Source organism: Streptomyces sp. NPDC093221, assembly GCF_044753885.1.
GTDB lineage: Bacteria > Actinomycetota > Actinomycetes > Streptomycetales > Streptomycetaceae > Actinacidiphila.
Genome location: NZ_JBIVOA010000003.1, coordinates 644208 through 659362, shown reverse-complemented (window position 1 = coordinate 659362; position 15155 = coordinate 644208). Strand labels below are relative to the sequence as shown.

General features: G+C 65.5%; 13 protein-coding genes and 5 pseudogenes. 8 read left to right on the top strand and 10 right to left on the bottom strand.

Annotated features, from left to right (window positions below; genetic code table 11):
• Positions 1–329 precede the first annotated feature (329 nt).
• The 5 genes from ACIQCJ_RS14690 to ACIQCJ_RS14670 all read left to right on the top strand — a co-directional run bounded on the left by ACIQCJ_RS14690 (position 330) and on the right by ACIQCJ_RS14670 (position 4982).
• Entirely contained in the window at positions 330–2660 is a 2331-nt protein-coding gene (locus ACIQCJ_RS14690; protein WP_402711555.1) for a site-specific integrase, read from the top strand.
• Positions 2653–3438, top strand: a complete 786-nt coding sequence (locus ACIQCJ_RS14685; RefSeq protein WP_402711554.1) for a tyrosine-type recombinase/integrase — start codon at positions 2653–2655, stop codon at positions 3436–3438. The genes ACIQCJ_RS14690 and ACIQCJ_RS14685 overlap by 8 nt, the downstream gene beginning before the upstream one ends.
• 30 nt (positions 3439–3468) lie before the next feature.
• Complete coding sequence (locus ACIQCJ_RS14680; protein ID WP_402711553.1) at positions 3469–3993, top strand: integrase; 525 nt, start codon at positions 3469–3471, stop codon at positions 3991–3993.
• Positions 3980–4441 (top strand): hypothetical protein, encoded by a 462-nt coding sequence (locus ACIQCJ_RS14675; RefSeq protein WP_402711552.1) that lies wholly within the window; start codon positions 3980–3982, stop codon positions 4439–4441. Before ACIQCJ_RS14680 ends, ACIQCJ_RS14675 begins: the two co-directional genes overlap by 14 nt.
• 130 nt (positions 4442–4571) lie before the next feature.
• The gene (locus ACIQCJ_RS14670) at positions 4572–4982 is read left to right on the top strand and encodes a hypothetical protein (protein ID WP_402711551.1); all 411 of its coding nucleotides are present in this window, start codon (positions 4572–4574) and stop codon (positions 4980–4982) included.
• Between the two features lie 36 nt (positions 4983–5018).
• Here ACIQCJ_RS14670 and ACIQCJ_RS14665 read toward each other — a convergent pair whose 3' ends face one another.
• A complete protein-coding gene (locus tag ACIQCJ_RS14665) occupies positions 5019–5294 on the bottom strand; it encodes a hypothetical protein (RefSeq protein WP_402711550.1) in 276 nt (91 codons plus the stop codon).
• A gap of 376 nt (positions 5295–5670) precedes the next feature.
• Between ACIQCJ_RS14665 and ACIQCJ_RS14660 the strand changes: the two genes are divergently transcribed.
• Positions 5671–6126 carry a hypothetical protein gene (locus ACIQCJ_RS14660; RefSeq protein ID WP_402711549.1) on the top strand — a complete coding sequence of 152 codons (456 nt, stop codon included), beginning with the start codon at positions 5671–5673 and terminating at the stop codon, positions 6124–6126.
• 76 nt (positions 6127–6202) lie between these two features.
• On the opposite strand, the gene ACIQCJ_RS14655 is transcribed toward ACIQCJ_RS14660, so the two are convergent.
• From ACIQCJ_RS14655 to ACIQCJ_RS14635, 5 genes and pseudogenes are all read right to left on the bottom strand, one after another.
• Positions 6203–7726 carry a gamma-glutamyltransferase gene (locus tag ACIQCJ_RS14655; RefSeq protein WP_402711548.1) on the bottom strand — a complete coding sequence of 508 codons (1524 nt, stop codon included), beginning with the start codon at positions 7724–7726 and terminating at the stop codon, positions 6203–6205.
• 153 nt (positions 7727–7879) lie between these two features.
• A pseudogene (locus ACIQCJ_RS14650) lies at positions 7880–8404 on the bottom strand (transposase family protein); the annotation flags it as partial.
• 1000 nt (positions 8405–9404) lie between these two features.
• A complete protein-coding gene (locus ACIQCJ_RS14645; RefSeq protein ID WP_402711547.1) occupies positions 9405–9911 on the bottom strand; it encodes a hypothetical protein in 507 nt (168 codons plus the stop codon).
• A 34-nt stretch (positions 9912–9945) separates the two neighbouring features.
• Entirely contained in the window at positions 9946–10260 is a 315-nt protein-coding gene (locus ACIQCJ_RS14640) for a transposase (RefSeq protein WP_402711741.1), read from the bottom strand.
• A 200-nt stretch (positions 10261–10460) separates the two neighbouring features.
• Positions 10461–10580, bottom strand: a pseudogene (locus ACIQCJ_RS14635) (transposase); the annotation flags it as partial.
• Between the two features lie 144 nt (positions 10581–10724).
• Here ACIQCJ_RS14635 and ACIQCJ_RS14630 point away from each other — a divergent pair.
• On the top strand, positions 10725–10958 hold the full coding sequence (locus ACIQCJ_RS14630) for a hypothetical protein (protein ID WP_402711546.1): 234 nt from the start codon (positions 10725–10727) through the stop codon (positions 10956–10958).
• 5 nt (positions 10959–10963) lie between these two features.
• Here ACIQCJ_RS14630 and ACIQCJ_RS14625 read toward each other — a convergent pair.
• Positions 10964–11762, bottom strand: a pseudogene (locus tag ACIQCJ_RS14625) (IS5 family transposase).
• Positions 11763–12055: 293 nt separating this feature from the next.
• Positions 12056–12451 (bottom strand): annotated as a pseudogene (locus ACIQCJ_RS14620) (transposase family protein); the annotation flags it as partial.
• Positions 12452–13504: 1053 nt separating this feature from the next.
• On the opposite strand from ACIQCJ_RS14620, the gene ACIQCJ_RS14615 reads away from it, so the two are divergent.
• Positions 13505–13795 carry a hypothetical protein gene (locus ACIQCJ_RS14615; RefSeq protein WP_402711545.1) on the top strand — a complete coding sequence of 97 codons (291 nt, stop codon included), beginning with the start codon at positions 13505–13507 and terminating at the stop codon, positions 13793–13795.
• 9 nt (positions 13796–13804) lie between these two features.
• Here ACIQCJ_RS14615 and ACIQCJ_RS14610 read toward each other — a convergent pair.
• Positions 13805–14452, bottom strand: a pseudogene (locus ACIQCJ_RS14610) (transposase); the annotation flags it as partial.
• Positions 14380–15099, bottom strand: coding sequence for a transposase family protein (locus ACIQCJ_RS14605; RefSeq protein ID WP_402711544.1), 720 nt, complete (start codon positions 15097–15099; stop codon positions 14380–14382). The pseudogene ACIQCJ_RS14610 and the gene ACIQCJ_RS14605, both read right to left, overlap by 73 nt.
• Between the last annotated feature and the right edge of the window lie 56 nt (positions 15100–15155).

Here is a 15155-nt window from a genome sequence, read left to right as displayed (position 1 = left end):
CGGGAGCGCCTGCGGCGGGCAGTACCGGGAGAGGGGCTGCCCGATAAGTTCAAGTTTGGCGTGGAACTGAGTGACCTTGGCGTTAGCCTTTCGATTCGCGGGTCACAGCAATTGTCAGTGCCTGCGGCGAGAATGCGCCGATGACGTCTTCCCTCGACGGCGCGTGCGTGCTGAGATCCCACGAGCGTGCGTTCGCGGGGGCCGTCTACAAGACCCGCTTCCGTCCCCTGGCCCGGAGTTCGGCTGCGATCTGTGTCCGGACCCGGCGGAGTTTTGGGATCACTGTCACGATCGCGGTTCCCTTCGGGGCCCGTTAACCGAACGAGATCGTGAGTTTTAGCAGGTCAGAGGCATGCCCTGCTAGCTTCGCAAGGTGCCTCAAGACGACCTCCCGAGAGAGACTTAACCAAGTTTGTGCTGCCCGAGTCAGGGGTGATGCAGGCGACAGGGGACCCTCGGTTCCCTACCGGCTACTGGACCACGGCGGCGCCGTCGTCGAGCCGGTCCAGGCCTTCTTCGCAGAGCTCCAAGCAGGAGACAAGGCGGCCGCAACGATCCGCTCCTACGGCATGGACCTGCTGCGCTGGTGGCGGTTCCTCCGGGCCTGGGGCATTGAGTGGAACCACGCCACGCGCTCGGACGCACGCGACTTCACCCGCCGGATGAAGCTCGCGGACAAGCCGCAGCGACTGCACTGGCGGCATCGCAAGGCGGGATACACCGCGGACAGCGCCCCCGAGCCGAAGGCGTCCCGCAAGCGGATCCCCGGGGTCCCGAACGCCATCACTGGCAAGGTATTGCCGGGGCCGAAGTTCTCCGCCACGACCCGCGCGCACTGCGAGACGGTGCTCCGCACGTTCTACGACTTCCACCTGAACGAGGGCGCCGACCCGATCATCAACCCTTTCCCGCTCGATCGCTCCCGCCGCGGAAACCGCGCGAACGCCCACCACACCCCTGGCAGGCCCTTCCAGCGGGAGCGGGCTGGTCGTTACCGTCCGACCATCCCGCATCGGGCTCCGCGACGCATTCCCGACGAGCTGTTCAACGCGCTGTTCGCCGTCCTGAAGCACAACCGAGACAGGGCACTGTTGGCCTTCTGGGTCTCCATGGGGGCCCGCGCCGAGGAGCTCTTGACCAGTCGGCACCGCGACGCCTTGCCCGGCCAGCAGTTGCTCGGCGTGATCAGAAAGGGAACCCGCGCCTACCAGCAGCTTCCGTGCTCAACCGACGCCTTAGTCTGGCTGCGTCTCTACCAGGAGGAGATGCGCCGCGACGGCGTCCCGGCCGGCAGAAACCTGCCGCTCTGGTGGACACTGCGCCGGCCCTGGCGGCCGCTGAACTACGACGCGGTCCCGGGCGATGTTCAACCGGGCCAACGACCTGCTCGGCTCGAACTGGTCGCTCCGGCACACGGCGTCCTACCGACTCGCGCGCGATCCCAACATGCCCTTGAGGGACGTCCAGTGGGTCTTGGGCCACGCTCTCCTGACCACGACTCAGCTCTACCTGCCCGCCAGCCAGGACGCGGCCATCGAGCGTGTCCGCGCTCACCATGCCCGCCAGACACAGCAGCGCGAGAGGCCGCCGGCGCCGCCGGCTCCCGGCCACAACCCCGACTCGTTGAAGGCCCTTTTCGGGAACTCGTGGTGACCACCACACAGACCCTGGGCAGCCAGGCCGCCATCCGGCCCGCCCAGACGCTCGCAGGAGAGGCATTTCGGTCCGCCAAAGAGCGTTTCCCGCCCAGACCATACGAAGACGCCTGGCCTGCCACGAACCAATCCTTCGACGAGGTCATGGCCCGGCTGAACGGCCCCCCGCTTCGGGCCGCCAGCGCGTCCACCCACGACTACCGGCAACGCGGGGCGAGATATATCCTCAACTGGCTGCAGGACCAGCTGGGCGAGACCTGGCAGCAGCGCTGGGACGCGAGTCCCGCCGCGAGCTCCACCCGCGCACAGTGGAACGAGCTCTCTGCGGGATGGACCGGCTACCAGGCGGTCAACGCCGGCCAGATCTTGAACTCGGGCCTGTTCGCGCTCGTCTGCGTCGACGTGATTCGCCCCTCCCTGCGCTGGCAGCTCACCCGGACGTCCACCAACCTCCGCGCGATCATCACCAAGCACCGGGATCCGGAGGGCTTCGTCAGGCTCCAAGAGCTCGTCGGCCCGGAGCCATGGGCCTCCCATTTGGGCATTCTCGCGAAGAACGTGCTGGTCAAACTGGTCATCGCCAAAGGCGGCGGACTGGCCGACATCACCGTCGGGGACGCCCTGGAGTTTTTAGATGCCTCGCGCGGGATCCGGACAACGTCCTATGGCCAGAGCCTGTTCTACTCCTGGCTCAAGCAGCTGGGCCATCTGCCTGCGGACGCGTCGAGGTCGCTCGTGAGGAACTTCTGGACCCAGATCGAGCACATCCGACCCGGCATCGACACGCTCCGGCTACCGCCCGATGTGGTCACGGCTTGGAAGCAGGCCAGTGGCACCAGAGTCGTCCGCCGTCGACTGCCGGACGGCTCGATCCAGGAGACGGTCACCGACCGGGCGAACTGCGGCAACCTCATGCTGGCGGTCCGGGCCTTCTACCTCGACCCTACTGGGCCGTCGAGGAGCCCGGACGGTGGGGCCCTGGGTCGCCCCCTGTCCGGTGAGTGAGGCCGATGCCAACACCTCCAAACACGAGAAGCGCCGGAAGGCCACGATGGGTCAGCGCACCCGCGAACGGCTTCCCGCGCTGTCCACCGTGGTCAAAGTCGCGCGCATGCGTCTGGCGGAGGCCCGTCAGGGGATGGGTGCCTTGCGGGCCGCCCCACTCGGAGGGCGGTTCGTGTTCATGGGCAAGACCTACACGCGCCAGCGCAAGGACTCATCCACGCCGTTCCGGGCCTACGTCGAGACCGGTCGACGCGTCCACCTCGGTCTGGTCGAGGAACGAGCCTTCTGGGCCTGGGCCGCGATCGAGTTCCTCCAGCACACCGGCGTCCGGATCGAAGAGATGCTGGAGGTGAGCCACCACAGCCTGATCCAATACAAGCTCCCCACCACCGGCGAGATCGTCTCGCTGCTGCAGATCGCCCCCTCGAAGACGGACGAAGAACGGCTTCTCCTCGTCAGCCCGGAGCTGTCTGACGTCCTCAGCACGATCATCGCCAGAGTTCGCGATCCCCGGACCGGCGCCATCCCCAGGCTGCCGAACTACGACGTCGCCGAGAAGGTATGGAACCCACCGATGCCCCTCCTGTTCCAGTGGGTCTTCGGCGGTCAGGACACCCCCGTGTCACGCCAGACGATCTACACAGCCATCAACGAGGTCATGGCGCGGACAGGGCTGACCGACTCCGCTGGACAACCCCTCGACTTCTCTCCGCACGACTTCCGGAGGATCTTCATCACCGACGCGATCCGGAGCGGCCTGCCGCCTCACATCGCATAGGTCCTCGCAGGTCACTGGGACATCGACACCATGATGGGCCACAACGCGATCTACCCGAGGGACGCCATCGAAGCCCACCGGGCGTTCATCGCACGCCGACGAGCAGTCCGCCCGAGCGAGGAATACCGGACGCCGACCACGGAGGAGTGGGACGCCTTCCTCGAGCACTTCGAGAAGCGCAAGGTCTCCCTGGGCACCTGCGCTCGGTCCTTCGGCACGTCCTGCATCCACGAGCACGCGTGCGTCCGTTACTCGCTCCTTCGCCTCGAGCCCTCGCAGCGGGACCGGCTCGTCGAGATCCGCGACAACCTGATCGAGCGGATCGCGGAGGCCCAACAAGTGGGCTGGCTCGGCGAAATGGAAGGCATGGAGATCAGCCTCGCGGGCGCCGAGGAGAAGCTCGCCCAGCTCGATAACCTCATCACCCACCGGGCCGCCGCCATCCATCTCGGCATGCCGGCCTTCCTCGACGTCGCGGGACGTCACGTCACCACCGAAGCCAGACTGCCAACGAGAAGCAGCGAGCTGGGAGAATCAAGGGATGGCCAGCAATGAGATCCGGTTCGTCAGGCAGCAGCGCGAAGATCGTAGTGTGCTCGAGATCATCCTGCGCATCGACGGAACACCGCTCACCGAGCTGATCGACAGGTTCGAACTGAATGCCGAGATGCAGCCCGCTGGCGACGCCTACGGTGGTCTCATCCCAGAGTTCTTCCGGTTCGGCCCGTTGGAGGACCACTTCCACGGCCGGTCCACCAACGCGATGGGGCCGAAGACGCCGTTGCTCGGGTGCGGATGCGGCGAGTGGGGATGTTGGCCGCTCATGGCCCGCATCACCTCAACCCCGGAGCTCGTGACCTGGGACTCCTTCGAGCAGCCCCACCGCAAGACACGGGACTACACGGGATTCGGACCGTTCCAGTTCGACCGTCACCAATACGATGACGACTTGCGGGCCCTGAGGGCGGTGACCGGCTCCGGCGTCGACGAGCCGCGGACATGAGCGCTACCGGGGCCGACCTGCTGGCCAACGGATGGAGAAGCGGTTCGTGGAGAGGTTCGAGACAGAGAGTCTGGCGCTGCTGCCTGGCCAGAGAGTTCAGGCAAGGGTCCTCAGCCATTACCCATGGGGTGTGATCGTCGAGATCATCGGTCACAAGCACGCCGGCCTGTCGGCCTCGATCGACATGATCCAACAGTTCTCCCGGACCACGAGCAGCCATGACGAACTACTTGCCCTCTTTCCACCTGTCGGTTCACAGATCGATGCAGTGATTGAGCAGATCCACCGCTGGCATCCGCCGGTATCAGTTCGGCTCAGCATCCGACCCGCCGACCTGGAGGCGATGACCTGGCACTGCGACTTCTGCGGTGAACAGATCACGCTGAGCCCAGGGGGAGACGCCCTAATCCTGGACTCCCGCAGCAACGACGGCCCAGGAAGCCACACCGTCATCTCCCACAGGAGCTGTCTGGCCGAGCGAATCCGCCCAGAGAACACAGGAGAGCGAGCACGAGCCATGAAGATCGGGAAGATGTGCTGACGGTCGTCAAGCCGTTTCCTGACCTGGCACCACTGCTCAAAACGGAACCGACAGCCCAGCGTCGCGCAGCTGGGCCAGGGCGGCGGCCATGCACTGCTGGACAGTCCTCCCGTCAGCTCGCATGCCATGCTCCAACGGGCCGCCGCTGGCGGCGAACGTCCACGCCGGCGCGTTGTCAGCCAGCCTCTCGGCGTCCATCCTGATCATGGCGTTCACACCCTGCTCGCCGAGCCACTCCAGGATCAGGAGCGACACGTCCTCGACGCCGCGATCCTCATCGATCTTTGGCCAGCGACCTCGGTTACCCGTCATCGCCCCCACTCTATCGAGGTCCTGGAGTCAGTCGAAGGGTCTCAACCGGCAAGTTCAGAGAAGGGCCGTTGTGTCGTTCGTGCAACGGCAGTGAGTTCTTGTGGCCGCATGCTGAGCGGGGGGCCATCTGATGGCCTGCCCGGGATGCCGGGAGAGAGGGTACCCGCCCATGTCCAATCGGGTAGCGCGGATCGCCCCCATTCTGGGGTTGCTCCTCGACCACTTCCACACCACGGGTTGGGGGTGCTCGGGGCGGTGGGCCTATGGTTCGAGCCGCAATAGGTGGGAGGGCCGGCTACGTAGCCTTTCTGCAGGACACCTGCGCGCCGGAGTGGAATGCGACCGTGAACCGGCAGAGGATTCTCTTCTGTTGAGCGTGTCCAGGGAACGCTTCGAGGTTCTCGACCGGATTCGGGTGGCTGTGGGTGTCCGGCTGGTCGGTCAGCCCTACCGTCCGGAATGTGTTCGCTGGGCCCCGGCCCGCACCCCGATCTGGTACTCCGACGTGCCGCGCGTTCCTGCGGACCGGCCCGGCACCGAGGTGGCGACGGTTGCGCACGGGCGCATTCTGGAAGCGTCTTTGGGCTCGGGTTTCGGTGACGCGCTCGAAGCCGTTCGGTGGCTTCGCCGTGGTCGCTCCGGCGTGCTCCAGGTCACCGCCGATGCCGTGGGACTGCGTGCTCTGCTTCTCCTCATGACGCCCGGCGGGGCGGGGCGCAGCCAGTGGGAGGTCCGGGAGCGCAGCGGGCATGCCACCGCAGTCGACCGGATCGGCCTGGCGCTCGCGGGTCTGCGGAAGGCCGCGCTGGTCGCGGAACGCATTTCCCCGTGATGGCCAGGCACCATCAGTCCAGTCCTGGCTTCCCCCGTGGGCGGTCCAGCACGGCTTCGGGACGCGGAGGTGGGGGTCACCGGCCGACCTGCGGAAGGTCTTCCCGGCGCAGCGCGAGGTAGGTCTCGGGGGTCGCTGCTTCGAGGAGGCCAGGGTGTTCGGTGAGGTCGAGCGGCGGTTCCTGGCCGCTCGGCAGGAGCAGGTTCCAGGGTTCGGTGTCGCCCCGGTCGTAGGCGGCCCGGACAACAGGTGCGATGCGGGTCCGCGCATCCCACTGCTGTTCGCGGAAGATCCGCCCCTGGACCCGGCGGCGTTCCAGTTCGGCGTCTTCATCAGCATCCTCCTCGATGAGGATGCGGTCCTCGGCCCGCATGCCCGGTGTGCGTGCCGCGATGGCCTGGTCTTCACGATGGAGCTGGGCGCAGGCGGCGAACAGACGGCTCGACATGCCCAGTTGCAGCTCGGTGCCGGGGATACGGCAGGTGAGGAAGTCGTCCAGGCCGATGGCGCGGGCCCAGGCGCGGCGGCTTGGATCATCGGCGTGGATGCCCGCCACGCGGGCGACGGCGCGCGCGGCGAGAGTTGCCTCGTCGTCCTCCAGGGGGGTGGTCAGCCCGTCGCGTCGGCGCCGGCGGGTGGTGCGGTCGCTGGACAGCGCGACGGTCCGCAGGCGTGACGCGGGGGCGGAGCGCAGGGCGAGGAAGGTGAGCATCTGGGCGCGGGCGGCGCCCATGAGGGCGTCGTCGTCCTCGCCGAGGTGGTCCTCGGGTGTGCTGGGAGCACCGGGGTTTCCGCCGGTGTGGTGCAGGGGCGGCAGTCCCGGATGGTGGTCGTGGTCGACGGTCAGGAACAGATCACCGCCGGGCTGCACTGAGGCACCGACCAGGACGCGTCGGTGATCGTAAGCGCCCAGGATCGTGCTGCCGCCTTCGAGCTGCTTCCAGCCGTCCCGGAGCCTGCCGACGCGTACGTTGCCGCCCTTGGCCTCGATGAGCCAGTACGCGTTTTCCGCGTCGTGCCGGCCCCACAGGTCCGGCAGTTTCAGCGAAGGATTCTGGAAGAGAGCCTCCAGAGTGGGATCGGGCCCGCCGTCCTCGATGTGCCTGGTCTGGCCCAGGCCCATCAACGAGCGGCACGCCCATTCGGCCATGGTCATGCCCAGCCGGTAGCCGAGTGCGTGGCGTGCGGACTGCTCGGTGGCGTACTCGTAGACCGCGTTGACCGTCAGCCGCCGCCCCGTGCTGCCCGGAAGCGGCTTCTTCGGCTTCCTGGGGACGAAGTGGTGGATGCCGATGTACGCGTAGAGCGGCGCGACGCGGGCGACGAGTTCGCTGTGCGCCAACTGCGGGACCTGCAGCAGATTCGGTGTGACGTCCCGGCCGACCTCGGTCGCGGCCTTGAGGATCTCGCGCCACGTGGTGGTGGGCAGGTACCAGCCGTCGTTCTCCGGGAACGCGGCGTTCGACGGCCACGGGCGGGCTGCGGCGGTACGCCACTGCTTGAAGGGACGGCTGTCCGGCCCGTCACGCAAGAGCACCGGTACGTCGATGCTGTCGGTGTAGACCATGGGCGGGGCATCGTTCACATCAGCAGGGATCACGCCGCCACTGTCCCAGGACCCGGCGCCGCTGCTTCCCATTGAGTCGATACGTGTCAACCCGATGCGCAGTCGGACACAGGTGGGGTGCTGGACGCCTGACGAGTTGGTGCGTGATAGCGGGTGAGGCGTGTTTGGCCTGTTCATGACCCGATTTCAGGCAGTGATGTTGCGGTCGGAGACGAGGCCTGCGGTGGCTCGGTAGGTGTCGGGGAGGCGGTCACGGCGATGGGTCCAGCGCTGGAGGAGGTGTGATCGCTTGCCCAGGGTGGTCGCGGCTCAGGCCCAGGTAACCGTCGTCCAGGAGGACCTCGACGTCGGGGAAGTGCCGGAAGCAGACAGCGATACCCTCGTTGCGGGGCGCCGTGACGTCGTGCATACGGCCAGGTCGCAGGGCATTGGTCCATAACGTGCGGCCCCGCCGGTCGGCGATTGCGGAGGCCTTCATCGTGTTCTGCTTCTTCTTGCCCGAGACGAACGCGCGCCGTCCGCCGCGGCCGGCCGGTGGCCGGCGGACCTGAACCTCGGTGGCGTCCAAACGCAGCTCGACGCCTTCGGCCCGGGCGTAGGCAAACACATCCGTCAGCGTCCGAAGCCGCAGACCGGGGCGGTCGGGAACTGCGCACCCCGCTCCGTCAGGAGCGTGCGCGTCTCCCCGATCGCCCGGGCAACGGTGGATCTGAATCAGCACGTTCCTCGGTGCATCTGTCGAGCCGGTCTCTCTGTTGCAGGGATGGTAGGTGCTTCCTGCCATACGGGACAGGTCCGTTCGTCTGGAGGTATTGCTGCCGATGTTGTGTGGTGAGCCTGCCGTAGTGTCCGGCCCTCTGGAACGCAACATGCTCACCGGCCGCAGCTTCCACGATAAATCGGGTCAGGGTAAGGCAGCCAGGATTTTCAAGGTCGGCGCGGGCTTGGTCGTCGCCTGCCGATAACCCGCGGGGTCCCCGGCACATGCCTCGTCCAGGCCGCAGGTGAGGTCCCGATGCTCGAACGTCCTCGACATCTTGAACAGCCGCCGCACCTGTGAGTGCAGCGGCCCGGCCACCAGCAGGTGACGCTGTCAGATCGCGAGCCGCCGGTGCCCGCCCAACAGCGCGTTCAGCACCGCCGGGCCCAGAACGTGACCGGTGACAGGTTTACGATCACCGAGGCCGTGTGCCCGGTGAGTACCGCCTCTCACAGCCCGATTCTTAACGGATGCAATGGTCACCGAGGCTGTTCCTTGAATTTTTTCCGAAAAAACGGAATCGCAACAAGTGCAAGACATAGAAGAAATGCAAGCAAAATCCATCCGCCCGAGTTGCCCATGCAGATCAGTACTACCGACAGGATGACACCGAAGAATGCGGCGATACCAGCAAAGCGAAGGTAGCTTTTGATTCCCGCGCGCTGTTCTGCCGTCCACCCGACTTCTGGTATTTTTAACTCCTATGACTGGGGGCGGCGCGGAGATAGCCATCTCCACGCCGCCTGCCTTTATTTCTTTGTGACGCAATAAAGGATCTGTCACGACACGGCGTTGCCTGCGGAATAGCTGGCGGCGCCTGCCGCCGCGTAGCACTCTAGTGATGCCGATAGTGATATACCCGCCGTCTCAGACCGCGTTTGAGATCTGGCCAGCGCCGTGTTGGGAGGCTGCTGTTGCTCCCCGATGGTGGAGAGTCCGTGGCGTCACCGGTCAGTTGAAGCCGACCTCGGTGAAGGCGCAACCCCCACGCTCTGTGAATGGCAGTGCTCGTCGAGAGATCAGCGTCGGAGCCTGCCGGAAGTACTGGCAGTATCCGGACGCGCGGAACTTCAGCTCGAATGCATGACCCTCGATGTGCCAGAGCGGCAGGTCTTGTCGGCCGTCGTCGAGCACCAGACGGTGCAAGCCGTCGATCTCCAGGTCCGGGATCGTGCCCTTGAAGTCAAGGTCCCCCTCAAGGTCCCCCTCAAGGTCCCAGACATCTGCAAAGACGAGCGTTGCTGGGGACACCCAGAAGGAGAAATGCGTCGCCGGCGGGACCGGGCGGACCCAGCGGACAATGTAGTCGAGGTCCAGGAGAAGCCGCGGCAGAATATCGTCGGTTGCCTGCACTGACAGGCCATGGATGTTGGCGTCGTGCCAGCCCATCTCGTCGAAGTCGGCGTCGCTCCAGGCGCTCTTGGCGAGACCTGATCCCTGGTGACCGCCGTTGTCCATGTTCGTATCCAAGCAGACCCCCTGCCGGTCCCCGTCATGGGTCGAGGATGCAGGAGAGGGGCTGAGGCCCTTGTCGTGTCGCCGGTCGGCCTCGGGTGAGGCGGCGGACCATGATGCCGATCATCGCCCAACGGATCATGGTTTCCGACCTGGCCGGGCTGGTCTCATAGTCCCGAGCAAGGCGACGGTGAGCGTTCATCCACGAGAATGTGCGCTCAACCGCCCATCGTTTCGGCTGGACCTGGAAGCCCCGCTGGTCGGGGGCCTTGCGCACGATCTCCAGTTCGCGGCCGAGGATCGTGGCGGTCCAGTCGACAAGGCGGCCGGCGAAGCCCTGGTCGGCCCAGATCTTCTTGACACTCCGGTGGTCGAGGCTCTACTCACGGCGGGGACGGTATCGGCGGTGCGGACGGGCTGCGAGTCGACCAGCCCCGCGCTTGGCTCGGTGTTACGACCGTCGGCCTCGCGGACCCGGCTTCGAAGAACGTCGTGGATACGCTCGACCGAGCCGTCGTCGTGCCACCAGGTGAAGTACCAATACACGGTGGGCCAAGGCGCGAAGTCCTTTGAGAACTGCCGCCGGGCGCAACCAGTCCGTACGACGCAGAAGATCGCATCCACGATCCGCCGACGTGGGTGCTTCTCCCGCCGTCCACCTTTCGGACCCACCCGAGCCGTCGTGAGCAACGGCTCCACCAGAGCCCACTGTTCGTCCGTCAGATCGGACGGATACCCACCCCGAGAACCACTCACGAAGGGCTCAACGACCGCGCCCGAACAGGGGCACGCGAGATCTCAAACACGGTCTGAGATGTGAAGTACCACGAATTTTCGGCGGTTCTATTCCCCGCTATGGCCGAGGCTTTGGTTGATGTCCTGTGGTTCATCGACGGCGGCGAAGACGAGCAGATGGATCCGGACGGTACGGTCAAGGTCCTGGAGGGCGTCGCTCACATGGTCAGCACGGCGCCGAATGATCAGCGACATGAGTTGATCGCCCTGCTCGGGGAGATGGCAGCCGCCGAAACTCCAACTCAGAGCTCGTAACACGATCATGGTCGGTGTTTCTTGCGCCGCCTCCAGCAGATGAGGCTGCAGGCCAATGAGACGAAGGCGTCGTGGAGTTCGGTGCGGCGTTCCCAGCGGACGGCGAGGCGCTTGAACTGGTGGAGGAGCGCGAAGGTCTGCTCGACGACGTAGCGGAGTTTGCCCAGGCCGTGGATGTTCGGGGCGCCTTTGCGGGAGATGACGGGCAGGATCCGGCGGTTGCGTAGCTCTCGACGGTTGGGATTGGAGTCGTAGCCTTTGTCGCCGAGCAGCGAGTCGGGACGTCGGCGTGGACGTCCGAGACGGCCGGCGACAGGTGGGATGCCGTCGACCAGGGCGAGGATCTGGGTGACGTCGTTGACGTTGGCCGCGGTGGTGATGACTTTGAGCGGGGTGCCGCGGCCGTCGCAGATCAGGTGGTGTTTGCTGCCCGTCTTGCGCCGGTCGACCGGCGACGGACCGGTGTCGGCTCCCCCTTTTTCGCGCGGATGTGGGAGCCGTCCACGCAGGCCCGGACCAGTCGAGTTCGCCGGCCGCGTTGAGTTCGGCGAGAAGGATGCGGTGCAGCTGGTCGAAGGCTCCGGCCTGCTGCCAGCGGTCCAGGCGCCGCCAGCAGGTCTGTCCTGAGCCGAATCCCAACTCCGGCGGCAGCAGTTGCCAGGCTATGTCGTTGTGGAGCACGAACAGGATGCCCTGCAGACACAGCCGGTCGTCCACCGGCTGCGGGCCCGGCGACCGCTCGGGCCAGGGCGGCAGCAGCGGCTCGATCAGAGCCCACAAGTCGTCGTCCACGATCCACGGCAGAGTTCTCACACCCCACGAACGGTCGAATCGCCCTACCGGTCACGCCCGACCAGGGCGCTTCAACAAGATCGTGTTACGAGCTCTAAGGTCGCCGCACGTTTCTGGAAGAGTTCCCGGAGGGCTCCGGGCTCATCAATGATGCGTCCTGAACGATTCAGCTTGCAGTACAAGACGGGCACCAATTCGCGTTGTCGGTTGGTCATCCGCTTAAAGGATGTTGCGGAACGCTGTGGGTGGTCGTGCTTTGGCGGGTAGGGGGTCTGCGTGGATCATGCGGTGAGGGCGGGGCTGCGCACCTGCTGCACGTTCGCCGAAAACCGGTAGTTCTTCGACGAGGCCACGGTACTCCGGTCGCGGACCGGGATGAGCGTGCCTTCCACGATCCACGACCGCTCGCCACCCTCTTGCTCGCGCGTGACCGGCTTGAGCACGAGCAGCGGTCCCGGCTTCTACTCGGCACCCCGTCGCCGTCGAGACGCCGAACAGCGGCGGCAACTGCCGCATCGTCAGGTTCATGCGGTAGTACACCTCTACCAGCAGAACTCGCTCAGACAGTGGCAGACACCACAGCCGGCCCAGTCGCGGCCCGTCGCCGCACCGCTCCCGCACCGCACCACCCGCAAGAGCCGGCCGAACTGCTCGACCCGCAAACTGGTGAACGTCTCCACCCATACAGGATAAATACCCAGAAAAAAACCTTCTGTGACACCCTTTAGGCGCGGCGACTACCGCTGGGACAGAAGCCAGCCGATCACATACTATTACAAAGGCTGGTTGCCGTGCGGCGCTCACCCTCGTGGGGAGATCTTTGTAGTCAAACTGCTTCTGATGGTCGCGGTTTTCGCAGCGGTCATTCTTATTGTCTTAGGTGTCAGCGCCGCGGCAAAGGGGAACGGAGCATTGGTCATTGTGCCTCTCGTCTTCGGTACTGGGATGATCGCAGCCATAGCGTGGATCAGTCACCGGACCTCCGTCGGTGGAACAAAATGAGCCACGGCCTTTTCTTCTCCATACGGCCGTACGGTCAGCTCAGTCTCGTTTCAATACCAGCCAGCGGTACAGGTCAGGCAGGTGCCGTAGTGTTTCTCGCCTCGTTGATAATCGTCGTCGGGTACTACGCCATCGTTCGGCGTCGAAAGTAGTTCGCATCTTCAGCTCAAGGATTTCATGCAGCTCGTGTCTTTATTTTCGGTATTGACGCGCTGGTGATCGGCCCGGAGCGCGGCGCCGTGGATCAGCCTCGGGCTGAAAAAAGATCACCATGAGCCGCTCAACGCTATCACTCGCGGCAGTTCTCCGCGCAGTCGGCCTGCATTCAGTTCGCCTGTCTGATCATGCCGGAAATGTGATTCCGGAGAACGTTCCGTCAAAGACTGTGTTGCCGACTCCTTCGTCTTTGAATGTGAACGCCTCCTGAATAAGTCCACTGCGTAGCCAGATTTCGGAGCCGACACCCAGAACCAGTCAGTCGCAGTCGACCCCGCATACTGGGCAGATGCGGACAGCCCCGGCGATGGTCAGCGGCGCGGGGTGGAGCATCATCCGGCTCTCGGTCGATGCCGTGTTCAGGGTTCAGTGGACGTGGTCTCCGGTGTCTTGGGGCAGGGCAGTTGACGCCGGGTTTAGGACTGTCCCGCAGAGAGTTTGTAGGGCTTGGGTGACGGGGATGCCGGTGTGGCGGATACGGTGGAGCGGTTCATCGGTAGGGACTGGGGGGAACAGTGGGGCGCAGTGAGCTTCCTGTGGAGAACGCTGGCGAAAGGGATCTCTGTCTGTTCATCGAGCCGTACGGCGAGGACTTCTACCTCAAGCCTGGGGAGATCTTCACGGTCGCGCCGGAAGCCGAAGGGCTCGATGTCTGGTTCTCCACCCTTGTCTGGGAGGGAGGCATCACCGTGTGGCCCTACGAGAACGGCGATCCGACCAGGATTGTTCTTGAGTACAGAGTGACTGACGCCAACGGGACTCGGCTGGAGTGCGGTCATCAAAGGCCGCCGAGGCCGACAGGTTCTGACATGCCTGCACTGGATTGACCCCCTCAGTCACCGGGTCGGAGCAAGATTGTGAAGCCGGGCGACGCCGAGCACAGCGTGGTTCACGCCATCGCCTTTGAAGCGGCAGTCGCGGAGGATCTTCCAGCTCTTCATCCGGGCGAAGGTGTGCTCAACGCGGGCGCGGACCTGTTTGTGGGAGCGGTTGTGCTTCTCCTTCCGGGGCGAAGTTCTTCGCTCTTACGGCGGCGGTGCGGGATGACCAGACCGGTGCCCTGGTAGCCGCCGTCGGCGATAGTCATGGCGGTGCCGACGGCAGCCTTGGTCCCGGACTCCGCCCAGCCACGGGAGTCGTGCCGGTCGCCGGGCAAGGGGCGACCGACCATAACGACCAGTCTGGTGTCCGCGTCGATGACGACCTGGTGGGCAGTAGAGTGGCGGTAGTTCTTCGGCTGCTCGGCCACCGAGTGATCGCGGGTGGGCACCAGGGTCCCGTCGACGATGAGGCACGGTGTCCTTGCGGAATTGCCTTCGCTGCCGGAGCGCCAGCAGCGGCCCGATGTGGTCGATGATCCGGTCCGCGGCCGACTTCGAGATCCCGAACAACGGGGCAAGCTGGCGCATCGTCAAGTTCGTGCGCCAGTGAGCATTTTCAGCGTTGCCTCTCCAGGGTGAGGGACGGCCTTGGCGATTGACGTCATGCGGTTCGGGCTGATCCTGGATCTGCGGACGATCCGCCAGGACTTCAGCCGTGCCATGCCCCGTTCGACGGGTGCCGTGGATGCGGCCAGTGCACGGTTGATCTTCTGGTGTGTCGGGGGCAACTGCCCGCCGAGCGGCCGTCTGCGCCCGGTCGTGACCGGGGGGGGGGCGCCCTGGTAGGCGCGGTCGGCCAGGATGGGGACGCCCTGTCGTTCGCAGATCCGGATGATCCGGTGGGCGCGAGCCGCGGTCAGGTCGTGGCACCGGCCCGGCAAGGCCGGCGAGATCCATAGCACCCGCCCAGCCGGGTCGGTCACGACCTGCACGTTCACGCCGTGGCGACCGTGCTTGTGCGAGTAGTCGGCCCAGCCGTCACCCACATGGTCACACTCGGCGAGCGTCCCGTCGAGCAGTACAAACTGCGGTTCGTGTTCGCGCAGGACCTTGAGCAGGCCGGGTGCCCGGTCGGCCAGGAGGTCGATCACCGCGGTGGTACAGGCGTGGGCGGTGCCGACCGATATACCGAAGCCGACGGCCATGTGGGCCAGGGTGTCGTGCGTGCGCAGGTACACCAGTCCGACGAGCGCGCGTTGGTGCGGCGGGAGCTTGCAGCGGCGGTCACCCTCCCGGGTGACGATGAGCATGGCGACCCATTCGAGCGCATGAGGCAGATCGAGTGCGGCAGGACAGGGAACCAACG